Below are 23,135 nucleotides of genomic sequence, written 5' to 3' on the forward strand. Positions count from 1 at the left end.
CCGCGGGTGTTTCCGGGGACCGGCGTTGTCCGGGACCGATGTTTTCCGGCATCGGCGTTTTTAGGCCAGGGACAGACCCGCGGGTACGCTCGCACACGTGCCCTCCATGAACGAACTCGTACGCCAGCACACCGCCCTCGACGACTCCGACCTCGAGTGGCTCCACCTGCTGGTCTCGGAGTGGCAGCTGCTCTCCGACCTCTCCTTCGCCGACCTGGTGCTGTGGGTGCCCACCAGCGACGGCACCCGCTATGTCTCCGTGGCCCAGATGCGCCCCAACACCGGGCCCACCTCCTACCAGGACGACATGGTCGGCCACCTCGTCCCGCGCGGCCGGCGCCCCCTCCTCGACGCCGCCCTGGACGAGGGCCGGATCGTGCGCGAGGGCGACCCCGAGTGGCGTGAAGAGGTCCCCGTACGGGTCGAGTCCATCCCCGTACGGCGCGAGGGACGCGTCCTAGGCGTCATCGCCCGCAACACCAACCTGCTCACCGTGCGCACCCCGAGCCGGCTGGAACTGACCTACCTCCAGTCCGCCTCCGACCTGGCGCAGATGATCGCGGCCGGCTCCTTCCCCTTCGCGGGCCAGCAGATGGACATGGACGCCGCCCCGCGCGTCGGCGACGGCCTGATCCGTGTCGACGGCGACGGCATCGTCCAGTACGCCTCCCCGAACGCGCTCTCCGCCTACCACCGCATGGGCCTCGCCTCCGACCTGCTCGGCCACCACCTCGGGCAGACCACCGCCGAACTCGCCCCCACCCGGGGCCCGGTGGACGAGGCCCTGGCCAAGGTCGCCAGCGGCTGGGCGCCCCGCGAGTTCGAGATCGAGGCCAACGACGGCGTCATCCAGTTCCGTACGATCCCGCTCAAGCCCAAGGGCACCCGCATCGGTTCGCTCGTGCTCCTCCGGGACGTCACCGAACTCCGTCGCCGCGAACGCGAGTTGATCACCAAGGACGCCACCATCCGGGAGATCCACCACCGGGTGAAGAACAACCTCCAGACGGTCGCCGCGCTGCTGCGGCTCCAGGCCCGACGGATCGAGTCCGAGCGCGGCCGGGAGGCACTGGAGGAGGCCGTGCGCCGGGTCGGCTCGATCGCGATCGTGCATGAGACGCTGTCTCAGAACCTGGACGAGCGGGTGGAGTTCGACGAGATCGCCGACCGGGTGCTGGCGATGGTCGCGGAGATCTCCCCGGGCAAGGTCACGGGCCGGCGCAGCGGACGCTTCGGCATCCTGGACGCGGAGGTCGCCACCCCGCTGTCCATGGTCCTCACCGAGATCCTCCAGAACGCCCTGGAACACGGCTTCCGCGAGGGCGACACCGGCACGGTCGAGGTCTCGGCGGTCCGCGGCGGCACGGCGAAGGAGGCCCGCCTGCTGGTCACCGTCCAGGACGACGGCGTGGGCCTGCCCGAGGGCTTCGACCCGCACACCTCCGGCAACCTCGGCCTGCAGATCGTACGGACGCTGGTGGAGGGCGAGTTGGGCGGGACGTTCGACATGGTCCCGGCCCCGGACCGCGGCACCCAGGTGATCCTGGACCTCCCGGTACGGGCGCAGAAGTAAGCTCCCCGAAGTAAGCCCCGAAGTAAGCCCTGGGTAAGAACAGCCGGGCACAGCACGAAGCCCCGGACCGTTCAGGGGTCCGGGGCTCGAATGCTCGTTGCCAGCGATTAGCTGCGCATCGGGGGTACTGCGCGCTGCGGCTCGGGGGCGGGAGAAGCGTACTCGCTGTACGCGCCGCCAAGCTCAGGCTTGCGGGGCGGGTGTTGTCAGGCGGTGGCCTGACGGGCCCGGTTGCGGGCGGCGCGACGCTTCATGGCACGGCGCTCGTCCTCGCTGAGACCACCCCAGACGCCGGAGTCCTGGCCGGACTCGAGCGCCCACTGCAGACACTGATCCATGACGGGGCAGCGACGGCAGACGGCCTTGGCTTCCTCGATCTGCAGCAGCGCAGGACCGGTGTTGCCGATGGGGAAGAAGAGCTCGGGGTCTTCCTCGCGGCAAACGGCGTTGTGACGCCAGTCCATGGCTGCTACCTCTCCTTGGTATTACGTGCAAGTTGCTTGTGAATGTGAACGCTTTCACGAATCCCTCAACAAGTGAAGGGCCAACCCGCCGACTCGCGTCGACGTGGTCCTGTGAGTTGAAGAGGGGTTCTGGTGATCAGTGGAGGCTGGTGTTGCGGGCCGTCCCGATCGCCACGTAGAGACTCGCAAACCTCAGCGGCGGATACAACCCCTTCTGGAAAGTTTTTTTTGATTCCTCGGTGTCGACTACATCACAGCCGTACTTCCATGGGGTGGATCCTGGCCTAAACGTTCGAGTGAAAGGACTTCAGCCCTTTCTGCTCACACAATCACACGCAGTGCACGGCGTACGCCTGTGAACGTCACGCTCGTGCGCAGCCCGAGGTGGTCGCCGTCCATCTGCAGGGGCAGAGGCACCTTCGAATGCAAGGTGAACCGGTCCAGGTCATGGAATGAGTGGGCATGCTTCCCCTGCGGGCCGCGCTCGGGGGACGAAGTGAGCAACTGGGTGCCATACCGGGCAACCGCGGCAGTGGACAGACGACTGAGACCGAGTACGTCGAGCCCGGTATCGAACGAGGCCTTAGGCGACGCGTACACCGGGCGATTGCCCAGATAGGTCCACGGAGCCGTGTTGCAGACTATGGACAGCACCAAATCGGTCACCGGGTCCGCGCCCGGCGTCTCCAGGGTGATCGATCCGCGCCGGCGGTCCGGCTCGCCCAGGAGCTGCCGCACGGCCTGCATCAGATAGAGGGCGTGCGTCGACCTCCGGCCCCGCTCCCGCTGCTGCTCGACCCGGCCGACGACCCCCGCGTCGAAACCGAGCCCGGCGTTGAAGGTGAACCAGCGCGAGGGCACCGCCTCGTCCTCCGTGCCCGGCGTGCCCGCGGCGATCCCCAGACCGACCGTGCGCTCGCGCTCCTCGCGCAGGGCGTCCAGCAGGGCACCGGTGGCCTCCACCGGATCGTTGGGCAGGCCCAGGGCGCGGGCGAAGACATTGGTGGAACCGCCGGGGACCACCGCGAGGCCGGGCAGCCGCTCCGGGTCCGGGCCACCGTGCAGCAGACCGTTGACCACCTCGTTGACCGTGCCGTCACCGCCGAGCGCCACCACCAGATCGGTGTTCCCGCTCTCCGCCGCCTGCCGGCCCAGGTCGCGCGCATGTCCGCGGTACTCGGTGGTGACCACTTCCAGCTTCATCTCGCTGGCGAGCGCGTGGATGAGAACGTCACGCGTCCGTGCACTGGTAGTGGTTGCTGCCGGATTGACCACGAGGAGTGCACGCATGGGGTGCAGCGTACCTACTGGGTGGTACCCGGGCACAGGCCGAGGTAGGGAAGCGGTAAGAGATCGGGCGTGAGCCTCGACACGGGTCTCCGGGGGCGCGGCAGAGGGCCGGGCTACCCTTCAGGGGTGAGCAGTGAGCAGACTCCCCTCGCCCCCGAGACCGCCCCGGACGCCACCGGACCGCGCCCCCGCCGGCTGACGTACGCCGCCGCGCTGGCCGCTCTGGAAGGGCTGGCGCTCCTCGTCGGCGGGGTGTGGATCCTGGTCCTCGGCATCACCGGCGCCCCGGACGACCAGGGGCAGGCCGTCACCGGGGGGCTGACCCTGATGGTGCTCGCGCTGCTGCCGCTGATCGCCGCGCGCGGGCTGCTCGGCCGCCGCGGCTGGAGCCGGGGGCCCGCCGTCATCACCCAGATCATGGCGCTGCCGGTGGCCTACAACCTGCTCCAGGCCGACAGCATGGCGATCCCGGCGGGCATCGCCCTCGCGGTCGTCGCCGTGGCGGCGCTGGTCCTGCTCGTCAACGCGGAGACCACCCGGGCCCTCGGGATCCGGGGGCCCGGCAGGGCACAGGGCGAGTAGCCCTCGGGGAGCGGGCCGGGGCTACTCCTCCACCAGCAGCTTCTCCCGCAGCTGCGCCAGGGTGCGCGCCAGCAGCCGGGAGACGTGCATCTGCGAGATGCCGACCTCCTGCGCGATCTGCGACTGGGTCATGTTCCCGAAGAAGCGGAGGAGAAGGATCCGCTTCTCCCGGGGCGGGAGATCCTCCAGCAGCGGCTTGAGCGACTCCCGGTACTCGACGCCCTCCAGCGCCTCGTCCTCCGCGCCGAGCGTGTCGGCGACCGCCGGGGACTCGTCGTCGGTGTCGGGGACGTCCAGCGACAGCGTGGAGTACGCGTTCGCGGACTCCAGGCCCTCCAGGACCTCCTCCTCCGAGATGGCCAGCTTCTCGGCCAGCTCATGGACCGTGGGGGAGCGGCCGTGCTGCTGCGAGAGCTCCGCGGTCGCCGTGGTGAGCGCGAGCCGCAGCTCCTGGAGCCTGCGCGGGACGCGCACCGCCCAGCCCTTGTCGCGGAAGTGCCGCTTGATCTCGCCGACGACCGTCGGGGTCGCGTACGTCGAGAACTCCACGCCGCGGTCCGGGTCGAAACGGTCGACCGACTTGATCAGGCCGATGGTGGCGACCTGGGTGAGGTCGTCGAGCGGCTCGCCACGGTTGCGGAAACGCCGCGCCAGATGCTCCACGAGCGGCAGATGCATCCGGACCAGCTGGTTGCGCAGCTCCGCGTACTCCGGACTGCCGTCCTGCAGTCCGCGCAGCTCGACGAACATCGCCCGTGCCCCGCTGCGGTCGCCCTGCTCCCTCGGCTGGTGCTGGTTCCGGGGTTCGTGCTGGGCACGGGGTTCGTGCTGCGTGCCCGGCACGCCCTGTTCGTCGTCTCGCTCGTGCTCGCTCATCGTCCCGCCCGTCGCCCTCTGTCGAGCCCTGTCCTCAGCCCGGCCGGGGGAGCCCCCGATCCGCCCCTTGCGGGGCGAGCCCTGCGCGGCATCCAGGTCCCCGCGTCCGGTGTCGTCCTCCGGATGCGGCCTGGCCTGCTCGGGAATGCCGTCGACACCGTCGATACCGTCTGCGGTCATGCGTCGGGAACCGCCCGGAGAGACTGAATCGTTCTCGGCCGGCAGCTCCCGTGTGCCGCGCTCCTCGTCCCGCACCGGCCCGTCCCCGTTCCTCACGCCGGACCGGGTCCCGCGCCGCGCTGTTTGTAGAGGCTGATCGAAACGGTTTTGTCCTCGTCGACGGCGGAGGAGACCTTCCCCGCGAGGGCGGACAGCACGGTCCAGGCGAAGGTGTCCCGCGAGGGGGCGTGGCCGTCGGTGGTCGGTGCCGAGACGGTGACCTCGAGCGAGTCGTCGACGAGCCGGAACACACAGCTGAGCACCGAGCCCGGCACGGCCTGCTGGAGCAGGATCGCGCAGGCCTCGTCCACCGCGATGCGCAGGTCCTCGATCTCGTCCAGGGTGAAGTCCAAACGGGCCGCGAGACCGGCCGTGGCCGTCCGCAGCACCGACAGGTAGGCACCCGCAGCCGGCAGCCGGACTTCCACGAAGTCCTGGGTCGCGGGCTCGCCTGCGATCTGGGACACCCTCACCTCCAAGGTGGTACAAGCTTTTCGGGGCCGAGGGTCGCCCCCCGGGGTAACGCGTGGGTGGTGCAGCGGTGACGCTATCGCGCTCTCACGTGTCCTGTCCCGGGACCCCAACCCCCTGGCGTCACTCACAGTAAAGCTGTGAACACGCTCCGTGTCTAGGGGTCTGCGGGCCCAAAAGGGAAGAGGGCGCGCCGGGTTGACGTACCCAGGCGTCAGATGGTCGAACCGTACCCGCCGGACGCCGGGGCCGTCTCTCCGACGCTCATACGAGGACATGATCGACGAAGCACCAGCGCCAGTTCTCCCCGGGCTCGAAGGTCCGCATCACGGGATGCCCGGTCTCGTCGTGATGCCCGGAGGCGTGCCGGCTGGGCGAGGAGTCGCAGCAGCCGACGTGGCCGCACGTCAGGCACAGCCGCAACTGCACCGGGTGGGTGCCGTCCCGCAGACACTCCGGACACGTCTCACCGAGCGGGACGGGTTCCGGGTCGGGCAGCGCTTCGGCGTGCGTGCACTGTTTCATGATTGCCAGATTACGACGGTCGCGCGGAGGACCGCGCGGAAAAACGAGGCGGGCGAGACATGGACGTGATGCCACTGCTGTTGCTGGTGGCGGGCAGCGCGGCGATCGCGGCGGCGGCCCGGCGCACCCCGGTGCCGGCGCCGCTGCTGCTGGTCGCCGCCGGCCTGGTGGTGTCGTACGTACCCGGAGTCCCGGACTACACCCTGGACCCGGACGTCGTCCTGCCCCTGCTGCTGCCCCCGCTGCTGTACACCTCGGCCACCGACAGCTCCTACCTCGACCTGCGCGCCCAGCTGCGGCCGGTGGCCCTGCTCTCGGTCGGATACGTGCTGTTCGCGACGGTCGCCGTCGGCTGGGCCGCCTATCTGCTCGTGCCCGGGCTGCCGCTGACCGCCGCGCTGGTGCTGGGCGCGGTGGTGGCGCCGCCGGACGCCGTCGCGGCCACGGCGGTGGCCCGCCGGGTCGGTCTGCCGTCGAGGATCACCACGATCCTCCAGGGCGAGTCCCTGCTGAACGACGCCACCGCCATCACCGCCTACAAGGTGGCCCTCGCCGTCGTGGTCGGCGAGGGCGCGTCCTGGGCGGGCGGCATCGAGGAGTTCCTGGTCGCGGCGGTCGGCGGGGTCGCCGCGGGCCTGATCCTCATGGCCCCCCTGCACTGGCTGCGCACCCACCTCAAGGAGCCCCTCCTGCAGAACACGCTCTCCCTGCTCATCCCGTTCGTCGCCTATGCCTCCGCCGAACAGTTCCACGCCTCCGGCGTCCTCGCCGTGGTCGTCGTCGCGCTCTACCTCGGCCACCGCGCGTGGGAGGTCGACTTCGCCACCCGCCTCCAGGAGGAGGCCGTGTGGAAGATGGTTGCCTTCGTCCTGGAGTCGGCGGTCTTCGCGCTGATCGGCCTCCAGCTGCCGGTGGTCCTCAGGGGCCTCGGTTCGTACGAGGGTCTGGACGCCGCCTGGTACGCCGTCGCCCTCTTCCTGGTGGTCGTCGCGGCCCGCTTCCTGTGGGTCTACCCGGCGACCTTCCTGCCGCGGGCCCTCTCGGCACGCATCCGCGCGCGCGAGGAGAACCCCACCTGGCGGGGGCCCTTCGTCATCGGCTGGGCCGGCATGCGGGGCGTGGTCTCGCTGGCGATCGCCTTCTCCATCCCGCTCACCGTCGAGCACGGCGAGCCCTTCCCGCACCGCAACCTGATCCTCTTCCTGACGTTCACCACGGTCATCGGCACCCTGGTCGTGCAGGGCCTGACCCTGCCGCCGCTGATCCGCATGCTGAAGTTCCCCACTCCCGACGCCCAGGCCGCCACCCTCGCCGAGGCCAACGCCCAGGCGCAGGCCTCCCGGGTCGCCGAGGAGCGCCTCGACGCGCTGCTGGCCGACGAGCGCAACGCCCTGCCCCCGCCCCTCGCCAACCGGCTCCGCGACGTCCTGGAACGCCGCCGCAACGCCGTCTGGGAGCGCCTCGGCCAGGTCAACCCGGTCACCGGCGAGACCGTCGACGACACCTACCGCCGGCTCTCCCGCGAGATGATCAGCGCCGAGCGCACGATGTTCGTCCGGCTGCGCGACGGCCGCTACATCGACGACGAGATGCTCCGCACCCTGCTGCGCCGACTGGACCTGGAGGAGGCGGCGGCGTACCGCGAGGCGGGCTGAGCCCTACGGAAAGGGCCGCCCGGTGACGACCGCCGCCACCGTCGTCCCGCGCGGGAACGCGCCCTCCTCCGCGAGAGCGACAAGTCCGTAGAGCAACTTGGCGACATAGAGACGTTCGACCGGGACGGCGTGCCGACGGGCGAAGTCCTCGGCGAAGGCCTCCAGCCCGGGGGTGACGCGCGCGTAGCCGCCGAAGTGGAACCGGTCGTCGAGCCGCCAGTCGCCCCGCCGGCCCCCGAACGCCTTCTCCTGCAAGGCCTGTATCTCGTCCTCCAGGAAACCGCCCTTGAGAACCGGAACGCCCAGGGCCCGTTGCCCGGGGCCGAGTCCGGCGGCCAGCCCCGCGAGCGTGCCACCGGTCCCACAGGCCACCGCGACCACGTCGGCCCGCCCCCGCAGCTCCTCGCCGAGCGCCCGGCAGCCGCCGACCGCGAGCGCGTTGCTGCCGCCCTCGGGGACGACGTACGCGTCCTCGGCCCCGGCCGCCCGCAGCACGGCCGTGAGGGTCTCCGGATCGGTCTTGCGGCGATACGTAGCGCGGTCCACGAAGTGCAGCCGCATGCCGTCGGCGGCGCACCGGGCCAGGGAGGGGTTCAGCGGCCGGCCGGCCAGCTCGTCACCGCGCACCACGCCGACCGTGCGCAGCCCGTGGAGCCGCCCGGCCGCGGCGGTGGCGCGCAGATGGTTGGACCAGGCGCCGCCGAAGGTGAGCACCGTCCGCCCGGCCGCCGCCGCCAGATTGGGCACGAGCTTGCGCCACTTGTTGCCGATCAGCTCCGCATGGATCAGGTCGTCCCGCTTCAGCAGCAGCCGCACCCCGTGCCGGGCGAACCGGTCGTCGGCCACCTCTTGGAGCGGGGAGGGCAGGACGGGGCGCAGGTCGGTCATCCGCACATTGTCGAACACCGTTCGCCGAAACGTCCCTCTGCCCAGCTCCCCGATGATCCATTCCCGCTCTTTCGTGTAATACCACGACCACACACCGTGATGGAAGGCTTGTCCGCGTACCAGTGCACCGGCGCAGTTCGGCGCCCGTGCGTGATTCGGGAGGGCATTTCTCCATGTCGGTAGGCGAAGAGGTCCGCACGGACTCGGGCAAGCCGCAGCAGAGTCTCGGCACCGCGGCCGCGCGGAACCTGGCCACCACGACCAAGTCCGCACCGCAGATGCAGGAGATCAGCTCCCGCTGGCTGCTGCGGACCCTGCCCTGGGTGGACGTACAGGGCGGCACGTACCGGGTCAACAGGCGGCTGACGTACGCGGTCGGGGACGGCCGCATCACGTTCGTCAAGACCGGCGACCGCGTCGAGGTGATCCCGGCCGAGCTGGGCGAACTGCCGGCGCTGCGCGACTACAAGGACGACGAGGTGCTGGCGGAGCTGGCCCAGCGCTGCCGGCAGCGGGAGTTCGGCCCCGGCGAGGTCATCGCCTCCTTCGGCAACCAGTCCGACGAGGTCTATCTGCTGGCGCACGGCCGCGTCGAGAAGGTTGGCACCGGCCCCTACGGCGACGACCAGGTGCTCGGCGTCCTCGCCGACGGCGCCTACTTCGGCGACCAGGCGCTGCTCGACGCCGACGCGATCTGGGAGTACACCGCCCGCGCCGACACCGCGTGCACGGTGCTGATCCTGGCCCGCCAGGACGTCGAGCAGGTCGCGGAGCGCTCCGACTCCCTGCGCGCGCACCTGCACCAGCTGCGCGCCATTCCCGAGCAGCGCACCAACAGGTACGGCGAGAAGGCCGTCGACCTGGCCGCGGGCCACGCCGGTGAGCCGGACATCCCGCACACGTTCGTGGACTACGACGCCCGCCCGCGCGAGTACGAACTGAGCATCGCGCAGACCGTCCTGCGCATCCACACGCGCGTGGCCGACCTCTACAACCAGCCCATGAACCAGACCGAGCAGCAGTTGCGGCTCACGGTCGAGGCGATCAAGGAGCGCCAGGAGCACGAGCTCGTCAACAACCGGGAGTTCGGTCTGCTCCACAACTGCGAGTACGACCAGCGGCTCCAGCCGCACGACGGCGTGCCGAGCCCGGACGACCTGGACGAGCTGCTGAGCAGGCGCCGCGGCACCAAGATGCTGCTCGCCCACCCGCGCGCGATCTCTGCGATCGGCCGGGAGCTCAACAAGCGCGGACTGGTGCCCGAGACGATCGACATGGGCGGCAACCGGATCCCCACCTGGCGCGGGGTGCCGATCTATCCGTGCAACAAGATCCCGGTCACCGAGGCCCGTACCAGCTCGATCATCGCGATGCGTCTGGGCGAGCAGGACCAGGGCGTCATCGGTCTGCGCCAGTCCGGGATCCCGGACGAGATCGAGCCGAGCCTGTCCGTGCGGTTCATGGGCATCAACGAGCAGTCGATCATCAACTACCTGGTGACGGCCTACTACTCGGCGGCGGTGTTGGTGCCGGACGCGCTGGGCGTCCTGGAGAACGTCGAGATCGGCCGCTGGCGGTGACCTCCGCCACCAGGCCGTACGGGACGCGGGAGAGGCGGAGGCCCATCGGGAGCCAGGGGGAGAGCCGGACCGGCCCGGCGGCGTCCGACGGGCAGGAGGCGACCGTGATCCTGGAGCGTGCCCGGGCGGCGGTCGACCCCGAACTGCGCGCCGCCGTCGATTCGTTACCCCGCCAGATGCGCCGGGTCGCCCGCTACCACTTCGGCTGGGAGCAGGCCGACGGCACCCCGGCCGCGGGGAACGCGGGCAAGGCGATCCGGCCCGCGCTGGTCCTCGCGGCGGCCGGCGCGCTGGGCGGTCCGGCGGCCCGGGCGGCGGCGGTCCGGGCCGCCGCGGCGGTCGAACTGGTCCACAACTTCACGCTGTTGCACGACGACGTGATGGACCGGGACACCACCCGCCGGCACCGCCCCACCGCCTGGACCGTGTTCGGCGACGCCGACGCGATCCTCGCCGGGGACGCCCTCCAGGCGCAGGCCCTCGGCATGCTCGCCGGGGACCCGCACCCGGCGTCCGCGGCGGCGGTGGCCCGGCTCGCGGCCTGTGTGGTGGAGCTCTGCGAGGGCCAGGGGACCGACACGGCCCTGGAGAGGCGGCCCCCCGCCGAGGTCACCCTGGACGAGGTGCTCGTCATGGCCGAGGCCAAGACGGGTGCGCTGATCGGCTGCGCCTGCGCGGTGGGCGCGTTGTACGCGGGGGCGGCGCCGGAGGAGGTCGACGCGCTGGACGCGTTCGGCCGTGAGGCCGGACTGGCCTTCCAGCTCATCGACGACGTCATCGGCATATGGGGCGACCCCGGGCACACCGGGAAGCCCGCGGGCGCCGACCTCGCCGCCCGCAAGAAGTCCCTGCCGGTGGTCGCCGCCCTGGCCTCCGGCACCCCGGCCGCCGGGGAACTGGCCGAGCTGTACGCCCGGCCGCCCGTGCCGGAGGACCCGGGCGACCTCGACCGCACGGCACTGGCGGTGGAGCGGGCCGGGGGCCGGGCCTGGGCGCAGGACCAGGCGGCCGACCGGATGTCCCGGGCGATGGACGAACTGGCCCGCGCGATCCCGGACCCGGAGTCCGCGGGCGGCCTGCTGTCGCTGGCCGAGTTCGTGACCAGACGCAGCACCTGAAACACCACCTGGCCCCGGCGGGTCCCGCACCTCCCCACGGCGTGCGGGGCCCGTCGGTGTTCTCACGGCGATGCGGCCGGCCGGTCATGCCCCGCATGAGCGCGGTGACCAGCGATCGGTCCCGCGCCTGGAGAACAAGCGGTTCGACACCGTCGTCCACGGCAACGGCGTCGTCGTGCGGACGTACATTCGTACGGACGTACACAAGGGAGCGCTGAGGGCGCACCCGCCCTACGCTGAGGGCATGGACAGAGAACAGCGGGTCTGTCCCGTCTGCGGGCAGCCCGTACAGTCCGTCGTCCAGCGCTACAAGACCCTGGGGGCATGGGTCCCGCGCTGGGTGCCGGGACCGTGCCACAACCCCGAGTGCGCGGCGTACGCCGAGGAGGGCGTCCCCGCGGGGGCGCACGAGGAAAAGCCGGAGGCCCGCCCCGAGCCGACCGGCTAGCGTGCCCCCATGACCGAACCCCTTCCGCACATCCTCCACATCACCGAACGCGCGCTCTGGGCGGCGGCCCGCGACCAGGGCGCCTACACCTGGTCCACCCGGGGCCGCACCCTCGCGGAGGAGGGGTTCATCCACTGCTCCACCCGCACTCAGCTCCCCAAGGTCGCCGCCTTCCTCTACGGCGCCTACGACGGCCCCGACGACCTGGTGGTCCTGGTGGTGGACCCGGCCCGGCTGGACGCCCCGCTCAGGTACGAGGCCCCGGAACCCGGGGGTGAGGAGTTCCCGCACGTGTACGGGCCGATCCCGGTGGACGCCGTGGTGGACGTGGAGCCCTGGAACGGCTGACTCAGCCGGACGGCGGAACCGGCAGTCCGCCCGTCCGCGGGTCACGGCCCGTCAGGCAGTACAGGGCGCCCGCCGGGTCGCGCATCACCGTCCAGTGCGGGGCGGGGGCGACGAGCGACGCCCCGAGCCGCTCGTGCCGGGCGCGCACGGCGTCGATGCCCAAGCCGCAGGCCAGGTCCAGATGGGCGGAGACGGGCCGTTCCTCGCCCAGCCGCTGCAGCAGGATCCGCACCGGCAGCCCCGGCGGGGGCGCGACCACATGGAACTCCGGCAGCGACCCCGGCCGGGCCGACCAGCCCGGCAGCAGCCCGCTCCAGAACGCGACTTCGGCGTCGTACGCCGACGGCGGGACGTCGACGCTCACCTGGTCCAGCCGGCTGCCTCCGACGACGGGCGGCCGCACGGCCTCCCCCTGCCAGGGCACCGCGCAGAACAACTGCCCGGCGGGGGAGCTCAGGACCGTCCACCCGTCGTGCGCGGCGACCGTCCGCGCCCCCAGGTCCGCCGCCGCGCGGGTGAACCCGGGCACGTCCTCCACCGCGAAGTCGAGATGCGCGCCGCCGTCCCCGTCCGCGACGGCCTGGATCTTCACACAGGCGTCGGCGCCGCCGCCCGGCAGCAGGGTGCCGAACTCCTCCCGCCCGCCGCGCAGTGCGGACAGCGTGGTGTCCGTGACGGCGGTCCAGAACGCGCACGCCGTACGGAACCGTTCGGCGGGCCGGTCGACGAAGGCGTACGTCCAGCGGACCGGGACAGGGGTGCGGGGGCTCATGGGGCGATCGTAGAGGCGCCCGGATCGATCCCGTACGGCAGTGGAAGCTCAGCCGACCACACCTCGGCCAAGGTCTCCATGACGCCCGCCCGGCTCCGGGCCGTCGACATTGAAGAGGGACTGCCCGGTCCCGGACCGTACGACGACGATGTCCGCGGGCTCGGCCGAGGGGTTGCTCTCCCGGTGCACCACGTCCTTCGGGACGTACACGAAGTCGCCCGGCCCGGCCACCACCGCCTCGGATCCGGCCGGGCCGAACTCCACCCTGATGGCGCCGGTGAGGACGTAGATGACCGACTCGCACCCGCCGTGATGGTGCCACCCGGAGACCGTGCCGGCCTCGGTACGCACGAACCCCGACCAGGTTCCCTCGGTGGCGAACGCCTGCTGTCTGTCCATTCCCGGAGTCCGCGGCCCCGGCTCCCTGTCCTCGGGAGTCACGACCCGGACCTGGTCTCGCCGCATGTTCATGACCGACTCCACCCGTCACCTGTGGCTGGCCACCCCTCGATGGCAGCCTAACCTCGTCGGACGGCACCCACACGAACAGCACCGCACCCGGACCGCCGTGGACGCCGTGTTCGGCGGCCTGCGGGCCGGGTGCGGGTGCGTGGGAAAAAAAGAAGGTGACCGGCGATCAGGCCTTCTTGGTCTCCCAGAAGATCTTGTCGATCTCGGCGATCAGCTCGAGAGCCTTCTCGCCGGTCTTCGGGTCCGTCGACGCCTTCGCGGCCGACAGGGCCTTCAGGGTGTCGTTGACCAGCACGTGCAGCTGGGGGTACTTCTCGAAGTGCGGGGGCTTGAAGTAGTCGCTCCACAGCACGGAGACGTGGTGCTTCGCGAGCTCGGCACGCTGCTCCTTGATGACGGTGGCGCGCGCCTGGAAGTGCGGGTCGTCGTTGGCGGCCATCTTCTCCTGCACGGCCTTCACCGACTCCGCCTCGATGCGGGCCTGGGCCGGGTCGTACACACCGCAGGGCAGGTCGCAGTGCGCGCTGACCTTGACCTTGGGGGCAAACAGGCGGGAAAGCATGGAGCATTCCTTCCTCGTGATCGTCTTCTCAGGTGGGACATTACTCCCTGCAAGACGGGTTTTCGCGAGTGCCCCCATGGGCTTAGGACAAAAGTCCGGGGTCAGACTGAGACTGGTGGAGGAACGGACCGGGGAGGTGCCGGGGATGCCGGAACTGTCGCAGGAGACCGAGCGGGGGAGGGCCGTGGCGCCCTTCGGGCTGGCAGAGGTGACCGGGCCGTCCATGGTGCCCACGCTGTACCACGGGGATCAGCTGGTGGTGCAGTACGGGGCACGGGTGCGGGCCGGTGACGTCGTCGTACTGCGGCACCCCTTCCAGCAGGACCTGCTGGTGGTCAAGCGGGCCGTCGAGCGGCGGGACGGGGGGTGGTGGGTGCTCGGGGACAACGCGTACGCCGGCGGGGACAGCACCGACTACGGGACCGTGCCCGACGAGCTGATCCTGGGCAAGGTGCGGCTGCGCTACCGGCCGCGCAAGCCGGATCAGCGCTCGCCGCTGGCCGTGGTGCGCTGGGCGCTGTCGGCGGCGAGGCCGGTGCCGGCGGTGCGGTCGGCCTCCAGGCGTTTGCGGGCGCGGTAGGCGGCCACGTTGGCCCGGGTCGCGCAGCGGTCGGAGCAGTAGCGGCGGGAGCGGTTGGTGGAGGTGTCGAGGTAGGCGTTGCGGCAGGGGGCGGCCTCGCACAGGCCGAGCCGGTCGACGCCGTACTCGGTGAGATGGAAGGCCAGGCCCATCGCGGCGATGGCGGCGTAGCCCGCGGTCGCGTTCGAGGGGTGGTCGGCGAGGTGCATGTGCCACAGCGGGCGGCCGTCGTCGTCGCGGTGGTCGTGGCCGGAGATCTGCGGGCTCACCGGGAACTCCAGCAGCAGTGAGTTCAACAGGTCCACGGCGAGGGTCTCGTCGCCGTGGTCGGCCGCCTCGAACACCGCGCGCAGCCGGGCCCGGACCGAGCGGAAGCGGGTGACGTCCGCGTCGGTGGCGCGGCGGGCGGCCGACTGGTTGCCGCCGAAGAGATCGCGGACGGCCTCGACCGAGGTCAGCGCGTCCTTGCCCCGGGCCGGTTCCTCGCTGTTGACGAGGCGTACGGCGTAGTCCGAGTAATAGGCCAGTTCCACTTGTAGTCCTTACGGAGGGGCTTTATGGTCGTGAGGGCGGCCGGGTAACGGCTGATCGTGCTTTCAGGGTATTACGCGACGGGTGACGAGGGGGCTTCCATGACCACCACGGGTACCGGAACGACCGACTGGGCGGCCTGGCAGGAGAGCTGGGACCGGCAGCAGGAGTGGTACATGCCGGACCGGGAGGACCGGTTCCGGGTGATGCTCGACATGGTGGAGGCACTGCTGGGGCCGGAGCCCCGGGTCCTCGACCTCGCCTGCGGCACCGGCACCATCACCGCCCGGCTGCTGGCCCGTCTGCCCGGCGCCACCAGCACCGGCGTCGACCTCGACCCGGCGCTCCTCGCCATCGCCGAGGGCACCTTCGCGGGGGACGACCGGGTCACGCTCGTGACCGCCGACCTCAGGGACCCGCAGTGGCCGTCCCGGCTGCCGTACGGCACGTACGACGCCGTCCTGACGGCCACGGCCCTGCACTGGCTGCACAGCGAACCCCTCGCGGCCCTCTACGGTCGGATCGCGGACCTCGTCCGCGACGGCGGTGTCTTCATGAACGCGGACCACATGATCGACGACACGACGCCCCGGATCAACGCGGCGGAGCGCGCGCTGCGGCACGCGCGCAGGGAACAGGCCAAGGACGGCGGCGCCCTCGACTGGGCCGAGTGGTGGCAGCTGGCCGGCCGTGACCCGGTCCTGGCCGGGCCCACCGCCCGCCGTTTCGAGATCTACGGCGAGCACGCGGACGGGGACATGCCCTCGGCGGCGTGGCACGCGCGCACCCTCCGCGAGGCGGGCTTCGGCGAGGCCCGGCCGGTGTGGTGCTCGCCCGCCGACACCCTGTTGCTCGCGTTGAAGTGACAGCACGGCGAAGGGGCGGTACGGAGTCTCCGTACCGCCCCTTTCGTGTCGTACCGCTGGCTGTCGTACCGCTAGAGCACCTTGGACAGGAACGCCTGCGTCCGCTCGTGCTGCGGGTTGGTCAGGACCTCGCGCGGGTCACCGGACTCGACGACCACGCCGCCGTCCATGAAGACCAGGCTGTCGCCGACCTCACGGGCGAAGCCCATCTCGTGCGTGACGACGACCATCGTCATCCCGGACTCGGCCAGGTCGCGCATGACGTCCAGGACGTCACCGACCAGCTCCGGGTCCAGCGCCGAGGTCGGCTCGTCGAACAGCATCAGCTTCGGGTCCATGGCCAGGGCCCGGGCGATGGCCACGCGCTGCTGCTGACCGCCGGAGAGCTGCGAGGGGTAGCTCCCCGCCTTGTCGGCCAGGCCGACCCGGTCCAGCAGCTCCCGCGCCCGCTCCCTGGCCTGGGCCTTGCTGGTGCCCTTGACCTGGACCGGGGCCTCGACCACGTTGTCCAGCGCGGTCATGTGCGGGAACAGGTTGAACCGCTGGAACACCATGCCGATGTCCCGGCGCTGGAGCGCGACCTCGCTGTCCTTGAGCTCGTACAGCTTGTCGGCCTTCTGGCGGTAGCCCACCAGGTTCCCGTCGACGTACAGCCGCCCGGCGTTGATCTTCTCCAGGTGGTTGATGCACCGGAGGAAGGTGCTCTTGCCGGAGCCGGACGGGCCGATGAGGCAGAACACCTCGCCGGTGTTGACCTGGAGGTCGATGCCCTTGAGGACCTCGACCGCGCCGAAGGACTTGTGGACGCCCTCGGCCTTCACCATCGCGGTCATGCCGTGCTCCTCGAGGATCCGAACAGGTGGCCCTTGATCTTCTGGAAGACCGTGGGCGGGAGGCTGCGGCTGGAACCGCGTGCGTAGTAACGCTCCAGGTAGTACTGGAAGACGCTGAAGACGCTGGTCATGACCAGGTACCAGATCGACGCGACGAACAGCAGCTCCATCACGGCGAACGACGAGGAGCCGATCACCGACGTCGAGCGGAGCAGTTCGTTGTACGTCACCACGTACACCAGCGACGAGGTCTTCAGCATGTTGATGAACTCGTTGCCGGTCGGCGGCACGATCACCCGCATCGCCTGCGGGATCACGATCCGGCGCAGCGTCTTGCCGTGGCTCATGCCGAGCGCGTGCGCCGCCTCGGTCTGGCCCTCGTCCACCGCCAGCAGACCGGCACGGCAGATTTCGGCCATGTACGCGGCCTCGTTCAGTCCCAGGCCGAGCAGGGCGCACATGAACGGCGTCATGACGTCCGTCATCTCGTCCTTGTAGATCGGCCCGAGGTTCAGCATCGGGAAGATCAGCGCCAGGTTGAACCACATCAGCAGCTGGACGTAGACCGGGGTGCCACGGAAGAACCAGATGTACAGCCAGGCGACGGTGCTGGTCACCGGGTTCTTCGACAGCCGCATCACGGCCAGCAGGATGCCGAGCACCACACCGAGCACCATCGCCAGGATGCTGATCAGCAGGGTGCGCCCGGCACCGGCGACGACCGTCGAGTCGAAGACCTTGTCGCCGACCGTCGACCACTGGATGTCACCGTTGGCGAACGCGTTGACCAGCAGCGCGAGCAGCGCGACGACCACGACGCCGCTGACCCAGCGGCCCCAGTGGCGCACCGGGATGGCCTTGATGGCCTCCGGAGGTCCGGCGTACGCCGAGTCCTTGGCGACCGGAGGGGTGTCCTCCGGCGGTGCGCCCGCGGGGGTCTTGTCGAGCTTGTCAGACATGGGGACTGCCCTTCGAAGGCTTCGAGCGGTGCGGGTGGATCACTTGCCGCCGTTGATCGCGGACTGGCTGATCGCGCCGCTCTCGGCGCCCCACTTCTCCAGGACCTTCTGGTACGAGCCGTCCTTGATGATCGCGTCGACGGCCTCCTTCAGGGCGTCGCGCAGCTGGGTGTCCTTCTTGGCGACGACGATGCCGAACGGGGCGGCCTCGTACTGCTTGTCCAGGACCTCGAAGGTGTTGCCGCCACCGGCCTTGCGGGCCATGTCCACGGCGACCGGGTAGTCGTTGACGCCGGCCACGGCACCGCCGGACTTCACGCGGGTCTGGGCCTCGGTGTCGTTCTCGAAGGACTCGATCTTCAGGGCCTTCTTGCCGGCGCCCGTGCAGGTCTTGGACTGCGCCTGGAGGGCCTCCTCGTAGGTGGTGCCCCGCTGCACGGCGACGGTCTGGCCGCAGAGGTCGTCCAGGGACTGGATGCCCTTGGGGTTGCCCTTCTGCACGTAGATGGCCGTACCGGCGGTGAAGTAGTCGACGAAGTCCACGCCCTCGCCGAGCTTCTTGCCGCTGTCGTCCAGGCCCTCCTGGCGCTGCTTGTTGTCCGTGATGGACGACATCGCGATGTTGTAGCGGCCGGAGTTGACGGCGGTGATCAGGGTGTCGAAACCACCGTTGGTGAACTTGAACTCGACACCGAGCTGCTTGCCGAGCGCGGCGGCGATGTCCGGGTCGACACCGACGATCTTGCCGCCGTCGACGGACTCCATGGGGGCGTACTCGGCGTTCGTGCCGACCTGGATGACGCCGCTCTTCTGGATGTCGGCGGGCAGCTTCGAGAACAGGGGGGCCGTGGAGGCGCCGCTCGAGGACTCGGAGGAGCTGCTGCCGCTGTCGTTGGTCTGGTCGCCGCAGGCGGAGAGCAGCAAGGCGCCCGCGACCGCGAGGGATCCGACCGCTGCCAGGCGGGTGCGCGCGGCGGTCGAGCGTCGGGTGGTGCTTGCGGTCATTTTGGGTTCCTCCGGCGGATGGATGGAGATGCCGATGGGTCGACACGCGTCGACCGGTGTCGACAAGTGCCGATGGGTCGACGAGAACACACAGCTTCGGGTGTCGCGACCTCGTGTGATTACGGCATCTTGCCATTCGGACTACGCCAATCAGGGGGCCAGCCATGTCAAAATCGGATAACGGGCGACCCCCGAGCCGCACAGTCCGGTCCATCACGGCCGGGCGACGCCGGACCATCTGCGGGAATCCGTCCCTGCGGCCGGAGGATCTTCGGTTCACCTGATGATGTGATCGCCGACCGTGCGACGCGTCCGTTCAGTTGAGTCCGTGTCAAGGCTCCACCATGCGTTGGCCGGTCTTCGAGCATGAGTCATGTCACTCGTGATCACCTCTGTCGAGGGTCCACAGCCCGAGGAATGTGACCTTGCACGGATTGGACTCGTCGGCTGTGGTCTCCGTCCGGTATGAAGGTTCTTTACACCCCTCATCCGGGGCTCAGGGCGCGTGTGCGGCGCGCCCGACGCGCAGGCGCCCGTCGCAACACCTCTTCAGGGACCTGTGCGATGCCCGCCCACTCCTCACCCGGAGTGGCCACCCTCAAACCAAGAACAGCTAAGGGGTACATCGAAGTGGCAGCGGAGATCGTCAATCCTCGCAGCGAGAGCGCGGACCATACGGGCCAGGAGGGCGGTGCGGAACCCCTCGACTCGTTCGATCCGGCGTTCGCGCTGCACCGTGGCGGAAAGATGGCCGTGCAGGCCACCGTCCCGGTCCGCGACAAGGACGACCTGTCCCTCGCCTACACGCCCGGCGTCGCACGCGTGTGCACCGCGATCGCGGAACAGCCGGACCTGGTGAACGACTACACGTGGAAGTCCTCCGTCGTCGCCGTCGTGACCGACGGCACGGCCGTCCTCGGGCTCGGGGACATCGGGCCGGAGGCCTCCCTCCCGGTCATGGAGGGCAAGGCCATCCTGTTCAAGCAGTTCGGCGGGGTCGACGCGGTTCCGATCGCGCTGGCCTGCACCGGCGTGGACGAGATCGTCGAGACGGTGGTGCGCCTCGCCCCCTCGTTCGGCGGTGTGAACCTGGAGGACATCTCGGCGCCCCGGTGCTTCGAGATCGAGCGCCGGCTCCAGGAGGCGCTCGACATCCCGGTCTTCCACGACGACCAGCACGGTACGGCGGTCGTGACGCTGGCGGCGCTGCGCAACGCGGCGCGGCTGAGCGGGCGGACCATCGGCGAGCTGCGGGCCGTGATCTCGGGCGCCGGCGCGGCCGGGGTCGCCATCGCGAAGATGCTGGTCGAGGCCGGTATCGGGGATGTGGCGCTGACCGACCGCAAGGGCATCGTCTCGACGGACCGCGAGGACCTCACGGACGTCAAGCGCGAGGTCGCCGGGTTCACCAACAAGGCCGGGCTGAGCGGCACGCTTCAGGACGCGCTGGCGGGCGCGGACGTGTTCATCGGCGTCTCCGGCGGTACGGTCCCGGAGGAGGCGGTGGCCTCCATGGCGAAGGGCGCGTTCGTCTTCGCCATGGCCAACCCGAACCCCGAGGTGCACCCGGAGATCGCCCACAAGTACGCGGCGGTCGTCGCGACCGGGCGGTCGGACTTCCCGAACCAGATCAACAACGTGCTGGCGTTCCCCGGGATCTTCGCGGGGGCGCTCCAGGTGCGGGCTTCTCGGATCACCGAGGGCATGAAGATCGCGGCCGCCGAGGCGCTGGCCGGTGTCGTGGGTGACGATCTCGCCGCCGACTACGTCATTCCCTCGCCGTTCGACGAGCGGGTCGCTCCCGCGGTGACCGCGGCGGTTGCCGCGGCTGCTCGTGCCGAGGGCGTTGCCCGTCGCTGACGTGCACCTGAATGGCCCCGTCCGTCAGGGCGGGGCCATTTCTTTGCCCACCCACCCGCCCGTTCGGGTGAGCTGAAGGGCGGGCGTCCCGGGCGCTCCGCCCCCGGCCCCCCGTACCGGACCCGTTTTGGCAAGAGGGTGTGTCTCACAGGCGGCCCCGGTTTCGCCCACCCCGCGCGCCGCCTATCGTCAGGTGCATGTTCGCCGTCTACGCCGCCCGAATCGACCGCGACCAGCCGCTTTCCGGACTGGAGTTGGGGGAGCGACCGGCCCCCGAGGCCCGCCCCGGCTGGAGTACCGTCACCGTGCGGGCCGCCTCCCTCAACCATCACGACCTCTGGTCCCTGCGGGGCGTCGGTCTCGCCGAGGACAAGCTGCCGATGATCCTCGGCTGCGACGCCGCCGGGGTCGACGCCGACGGCAACGAGGTCGTCCTGCACTCCGTCATCGGCCAGACCGGGCACGGCGTCGGCCCCAGGGAGCCGCGCTCCATCCTCACCGAGCACTACCAGGGCACCTTCGCCGAGCAGGTCGCCGTGCCGACCTGGAACATCCTGCCCAAGCCCAAGGAGCTGTCCTTCGCGGAGGCCGCCTGTCTGCCGACGGCCTGGCTGACGGCGTACCGGATGCTCTTCACCAACGCGGGCGTCCGGCCCGGTGACTCGGTCCTCGTCCAGGGGGCCGGCGGGGGTGTCGCCACCGCCGCGATCGTCCTCGGGAAGGCCGCCGGGCTGAAGGTCTTCGCGACCAGCCGTGACGAGGCCAAGCGCAAGCGGGCGCTGGAGCTCGGCGCGGTCGAGGCGGTGGAGCCGGGTGCGCGGCTGCCGCAGCGGGTGGACGCCGTCATCGAGACCGTCGGCGCGGCCACCTGGTCCCACTCGGTGAAGTCCCTGAAGCCCGGGGGCACGCTCGTCATCTCCGGTGCCACCAGCGGGGACCGGCCCTCGCACGCCGAGCTCACCCGGATCTTCTTCCTGGAGCTGAAGGTCGTCGGCTCCACCATGGGGACCAAGGAGGAGCTGGAGGATCTGCTGTCCTTCTGCGCGGTCACTGGGGTCCGTCCCGTCATCGACGAGATCCTTCCGCTGGACCGGGCCCGCGAGGGCTTCGAACGCCTGGAGTCCGGCGACCAGTTCGGCAAGATCGTGCTCACCAGCGACTGAGCCGTCAATTACGGTTGACAGACGGGGCCTGTCAACCTACGTTGACATCATGACCGAAGCAACGGATCTCGCCGAACGCGCCGGCGACCGCGATCCCCGGGTCGGACTGCGCGCCGTCGCCGCGTTGCGCAGGCTGCTGGAGCAGCTGGAGGCGGTGCAGGTGCGCAGTGCGCGGAATCAGGGCTGGTCGTGGCAGGAGATCGCCGCGGAACTCGGAGTCAGCAGGCAGGCCGTGCACAAGAAGTACGGGAGGCACTGATGTTCGAACGGTTCACGAAGGACGCCCGTGACGTGGTGCGGGGTGCCGTCGAGCACGGCGAGAGGGCGGGGGTGCGGACCGTCGGGTCCGAGCATCTGCTGCTCGCCCTGCTGGACCGGCGGGGCAGCCGGGCCTCCTTCGCACTGGCCGCCCTCGGGCTCGCCGACCGCAGGGACTCGGTACGGGAGGCGCTGGAGGAGTCGCGTCGGCGCGCGGGTCTCTCACGCGCCGAGACCGACGCCCTGGCCGGGCTGGGGATCGACGTCACGGAGATCGTCGCCCGGGTGGAGGAGGCGCACGGGGTCGGTGCGATGGCCGCCGGCCGCCGGGCGGGGCGCCCGAGCTTCGGCCGGGACGCCAAGCGGATCCTCGAACAGTCCCTGCGCATGGCACTGGCTCACCGCGACCGGCGCATCGGCGACGAGCACATCCTCCTCGCCCTCACCACCCAGCCCGGCCCCACCGCCGAGGCACTCGCCGACCACGGCGTGACCCATGAGGCCCTGACCCGGATCCTGTACGCCGACCCAGAACCCAAGGCAAGCTAACCCCTCCCGGGGACCTAACGGCCCTTCCGGCCTTCCGGCCTTCCGGCCTTCCGGCCTTCCGGCCTTCCGGCCTTCCGGCCTTCCGGCCTTCCGGCCTTCCGGCCTTCCGGCCTTCCGGCCTTCCGGCCTTCCGGCCTTCCGGCCTTCCGGCCTTCCGGCCTTCCGGCCTTCCGGCCTTCCGGCCTTCCGGCCTTCCGGCCTTCCGGCCTTCCGGCCTTCCGGCCTTCCGGCCTTCCGGCCTTCCGGCCTTCCGGCCTTCCGGGCCAGCCTGGGCGGCCCCAGCCCGGCCGGGCCCATCCCCGGCCCGGACAGCCAGGCCCAACCGAGGCCGGCCTCCGGGCCTCCGGGCCAGCCTGGGCGGCCCCAGCCCGGCCGGGCCCAGCCCCGGCCCGGACAGCCAGGCCCAACCCAGCCTGGCCCGCCCAGTCCAGCCCGACCCCGCCCTGGCTGGACGCGCCACTTCGGTTCTGCCCGGCCTGGCCTCGTCCTGGCTCCGCCCGGCCCGGGACGCCCCGGCCCGGGACGCCCCGGCCCGGGACGGCCCGACCCGGGACGGCCCGACCCGACCCCGCCCTGGCCCACCCGGCCCGATCCCGGCCCGACCCCACTGGCCCGGCCTCGCCACCGCCGCGCCCCGGTCTGCCCCGCCCAGTTCGGTCCGGCCCGACTCAACCCAGCCCGACTCAACC

General features: G+C 70.9%; 26 protein-coding genes. 13 read left to right on the forward strand and 13 right to left on the reverse strand.

Annotated elements, in window-relative coordinates; all coding sequences use genetic code 11:
* Positions 1-106 precede the first annotated feature (106 nt).
* A complete protein-coding gene (locus ACYQ8Q_RS30565; RefSeq protein WP_460073559.1) occupies positions 107-1,573 on the forward strand; it encodes a sensor histidine kinase in 1,467 nt (488 codons plus the stop codon).
* A 206-nt stretch (positions 1,574-1,779) separates the two neighbouring features.
* Here ACYQ8Q_RS30565 and ACYQ8Q_RS30570 read toward each other — a convergent pair whose 3' ends face one another.
* Together ACYQ8Q_RS30570 and ACYQ8Q_RS30575 are read right to left on the reverse strand one after the other, a co-directional pair.
* Positions 1,780-2,037 (reverse strand): WhiB family transcriptional regulator, encoded by a 258-nt coding sequence (locus ACYQ8Q_RS30570; protein ID WP_010353616.1) that lies wholly within the window; start codon positions 2,035-2,037, stop codon positions 1,780-1,782.
* A gap of 321 nt (positions 2,038-2,358) precedes the next feature.
* Positions 2,359-3,327, reverse strand: coding sequence for a diacylglycerol/lipid kinase family protein (locus ACYQ8Q_RS30575; RefSeq protein WP_460069362.1), 969 nt, complete (start codon positions 3,325-3,327; stop codon positions 2,359-2,361).
* Positions 3,328-3,453: 126 nt separating this feature from the next.
* Between ACYQ8Q_RS30575 and ACYQ8Q_RS30580 the strand changes: the two genes are divergently transcribed.
* On the forward strand, positions 3,454-3,909 hold the full coding sequence (locus ACYQ8Q_RS30580) for a hypothetical protein (protein WP_460069364.1): 456 nt from the start codon (positions 3,454-3,456) through the stop codon (positions 3,907-3,909).
* Positions 3,910-3,930: 21 nt separating this feature from the next.
* On the opposite strand, the gene ACYQ8Q_RS30585 is transcribed toward ACYQ8Q_RS30580, so the two are convergent.
* The 3 genes from ACYQ8Q_RS30585 to ACYQ8Q_RS30595 all read right to left on the reverse strand — a co-directional run bounded on the left by ACYQ8Q_RS30585 (position 3,931) and on the right by ACYQ8Q_RS30595 (position 6,000).
* Positions 3,931-5,061, reverse strand: coding sequence for an RNA polymerase sigma factor SigF (locus ACYQ8Q_RS30585; protein ID WP_460069366.1), 1,131 nt, complete (start codon positions 5,059-5,061; stop codon positions 3,931-3,933).
* A complete protein-coding gene (locus tag ACYQ8Q_RS30590; RefSeq protein ID WP_004925829.1) occupies positions 5,058-5,471 on the reverse strand; it encodes an ATP-binding protein in 414 nt (137 codons plus the stop codon). Before ACYQ8Q_RS30590 ends, ACYQ8Q_RS30585 begins: the two co-directional genes overlap by 4 nt.
* A gap of 268 nt (positions 5,472-5,739) precedes the next feature.
* Positions 5,740-6,000: a UBP-type zinc finger domain-containing protein gene (locus ACYQ8Q_RS30595; RefSeq protein WP_055634103.1), complete on the reverse strand. Its 261-nt coding sequence runs from the start codon at positions 5,998-6,000 to the stop codon at positions 5,740-5,742.
* 59 nt (positions 6,001-6,059) lie between these two features.
* Between ACYQ8Q_RS30595 and ACYQ8Q_RS30600 the strand changes: the two genes are divergently transcribed.
* Positions 6,060-7,655, forward strand: coding sequence for a Na+/H+ antiporter (locus ACYQ8Q_RS30600; protein WP_460069368.1), 1,596 nt, complete (start codon positions 6,060-6,062; stop codon positions 7,653-7,655).
* Between the two features lie 3 nt (positions 7,656-7,658).
* Here the strand turns inward: ACYQ8Q_RS30600 and ACYQ8Q_RS30605 are convergent, their stop codons facing one another.
* The gene (locus tag ACYQ8Q_RS30605) at positions 7,659-8,543 is read right to left on the reverse strand and encodes a 1-aminocyclopropane-1-carboxylate deaminase/D-cysteine desulfhydrase (RefSeq protein ID WP_460069371.1); all 885 of its coding nucleotides are present in this window, start codon (positions 8,541-8,543) and stop codon (positions 7,659-7,661) included.
* Positions 8,544-8,716: 173 nt separating this feature from the next.
* Between ACYQ8Q_RS30605 and ACYQ8Q_RS30610 the strand changes: the two genes are divergently transcribed.
* The 4 genes from ACYQ8Q_RS30610 (at position 8,717) to ACYQ8Q_RS30625 (ending at position 12,037) form a co-directional block, all read left to right on the forward strand.
* Positions 8,717-10,123 carry a family 2B encapsulin nanocompartment shell protein gene (locus tag ACYQ8Q_RS30610; RefSeq protein ID WP_460069373.1) on the forward strand — a complete coding sequence of 469 codons (1,407 nt, stop codon included), beginning with the start codon at positions 8,717-8,719 and terminating at the stop codon, positions 10,121-10,123.
* Between the two features lie 44 nt (positions 10,124-10,167).
* On the forward strand, positions 10,168-11,241 hold the full coding sequence (locus ACYQ8Q_RS30615; RefSeq protein ID WP_460073560.1) for a family 2 encapsulin nanocompartment cargo protein polyprenyl transferase: 1,074 nt from the start codon (positions 10,168-10,170) through the stop codon (positions 11,239-11,241).
* A 244-nt stretch (positions 11,242-11,485) separates the two neighbouring features.
* Positions 11,486-11,689 carry a hypothetical protein gene (locus ACYQ8Q_RS30620; RefSeq protein ID WP_460069375.1) on the forward strand — a complete coding sequence of 68 codons (204 nt, stop codon included), beginning with the start codon at positions 11,486-11,488 and terminating at the stop codon, positions 11,687-11,689.
* 9 nt (positions 11,690-11,698) lie between these two features.
* Positions 11,699-12,037 carry a DUF952 domain-containing protein gene (locus ACYQ8Q_RS30625; RefSeq protein WP_460069377.1) on the forward strand — a complete coding sequence of 113 codons (339 nt, stop codon included), beginning with the start codon at positions 11,699-11,701 and terminating at the stop codon, positions 12,035-12,037.
* Position 12,038: 1 nt separating this feature from the next.
* On the opposite strand, the gene ACYQ8Q_RS30630 is transcribed toward ACYQ8Q_RS30625, so the two are convergent.
* The 3 genes from ACYQ8Q_RS30630 to sodN all read right to left on the reverse strand — a co-directional run bounded on the left by ACYQ8Q_RS30630 (position 12,039) and on the right by sodN (position 13,842).
* A complete protein-coding gene (locus ACYQ8Q_RS30630; RefSeq protein WP_460069379.1) occupies positions 12,039-12,809 on the reverse strand; it encodes a VOC family protein in 771 nt (256 codons plus the stop codon).
* Positions 12,810-12,857: 48 nt separating this feature from the next.
* The gene (locus ACYQ8Q_RS30635) at positions 12,858-13,208 is read right to left on the reverse strand and encodes a cupin domain-containing protein (protein ID WP_460069380.1); all 351 of its coding nucleotides are present in this window, start codon (positions 13,206-13,208) and stop codon (positions 12,858-12,860) included.
* Between the two features lie 238 nt (positions 13,209-13,446).
* Entirely contained in the window at positions 13,447-13,842 is a 396-nt protein-coding gene (sodN, locus tag ACYQ8Q_RS30640) for a superoxide dismutase, Ni (protein ID WP_055634112.1), read from the reverse strand.
* Between the two features lie 145 nt (positions 13,843-13,987).
* Between sodN and sodX the strand changes: the two genes are divergently transcribed.
* A complete protein-coding gene (gene sodX, locus ACYQ8Q_RS30645) occupies positions 13,988-14,422 on the forward strand; it encodes a nickel-type superoxide dismutase maturation protease (protein WP_460073561.1) in 435 nt (144 codons plus the stop codon).
* Here sodX and ACYQ8Q_RS30650 read toward each other — a convergent pair.
* The gene (locus ACYQ8Q_RS30650) at positions 14,326-14,955 is read right to left on the reverse strand and encodes a CGNR zinc finger domain-containing protein (RefSeq protein ID WP_460069382.1); all 630 of its coding nucleotides are present in this window, start codon (positions 14,953-14,955) and stop codon (positions 14,326-14,328) included. The two genes, sodX and ACYQ8Q_RS30650, sit on opposite strands and share 97 nt — an antisense overlap.
* Before the next feature lie 99 nt (positions 14,956-15,054).
* On the opposite strand from ACYQ8Q_RS30650, the gene ACYQ8Q_RS30655 reads away from it, so the two are divergent.
* Positions 15,055-15,819, forward strand: coding sequence for a class I SAM-dependent methyltransferase (locus ACYQ8Q_RS30655; protein WP_460069384.1), 765 nt, complete (start codon positions 15,055-15,057; stop codon positions 15,817-15,819).
* A gap of 71 nt (positions 15,820-15,890) precedes the next feature.
* Here the strand turns inward: ACYQ8Q_RS30655 and ACYQ8Q_RS30660 are convergent, their stop codons facing one another.
* The 3 genes from ACYQ8Q_RS30660 to ACYQ8Q_RS30670 are packed head-to-tail and all read right to left on the reverse strand — an operon-like array spanning position 15,891 to position 18,616.
* The gene (locus ACYQ8Q_RS30660) at positions 15,891-16,652 is read right to left on the reverse strand and encodes an amino acid ABC transporter ATP-binding protein (protein ID WP_358997826.1); all 762 of its coding nucleotides are present in this window, start codon (positions 16,650-16,652) and stop codon (positions 15,891-15,893) included.
* On the reverse strand, positions 16,649-17,611 hold the full coding sequence (locus tag ACYQ8Q_RS30665) for an amino acid ABC transporter permease (protein ID WP_460069386.1): 963 nt from the start codon (positions 17,609-17,611) through the stop codon (positions 16,649-16,651). Before ACYQ8Q_RS30665 ends, ACYQ8Q_RS30660 begins: the two co-directional genes overlap by 4 nt.
* Positions 17,612-17,650: 39 nt before the next feature.
* Positions 17,651-18,616 (reverse strand): ABC transporter substrate-binding protein, encoded by a 966-nt coding sequence (locus ACYQ8Q_RS30670; RefSeq protein WP_460069388.1) that lies wholly within the window; start codon positions 18,614-18,616, stop codon positions 17,651-17,653.
* Between the two features lie 630 nt (positions 18,617-19,246).
* On the opposite strand from ACYQ8Q_RS30670, the gene ACYQ8Q_RS30675 reads away from it, so the two are divergent.
* From ACYQ8Q_RS30675 to ACYQ8Q_RS30690, 4 genes are all read left to right on the forward strand, one after another.
* Entirely contained in the window at positions 19,247-20,476 is a 1,230-nt protein-coding gene (locus ACYQ8Q_RS30675) for an NAD(P)-dependent malic enzyme (protein WP_460069390.1), read from the forward strand.
* A gap of 197 nt (positions 20,477-20,673) precedes the next feature.
* On the forward strand, positions 20,674-21,639 hold the full coding sequence (locus ACYQ8Q_RS30680) for a zinc-binding dehydrogenase (protein ID WP_460069393.1): 966 nt from the start codon (positions 20,674-20,676) through the stop codon (positions 21,637-21,639).
* Between the two features lie 49 nt (positions 21,640-21,688).
* A complete protein-coding gene (locus ACYQ8Q_RS30685) occupies positions 21,689-21,898 on the forward strand; it encodes a helix-turn-helix domain-containing protein (RefSeq protein WP_016437953.1) in 210 nt (69 codons plus the stop codon).
* Positions 21,898-22,446: a Clp protease N-terminal domain-containing protein gene (locus tag ACYQ8Q_RS30690; RefSeq protein ID WP_460069396.1), complete on the forward strand. Its 549-nt coding sequence runs from the start codon at positions 21,898-21,900 to the stop codon at positions 22,444-22,446. Before ACYQ8Q_RS30685 ends, ACYQ8Q_RS30690 begins: the two co-directional genes overlap by 1 nt.
* Positions 22,447-23,135: the final 689 nt, after the last annotated feature.

It is taken from the genome of Streptomyces sp. YKOK-I1 (assembly GCF_054660435.1).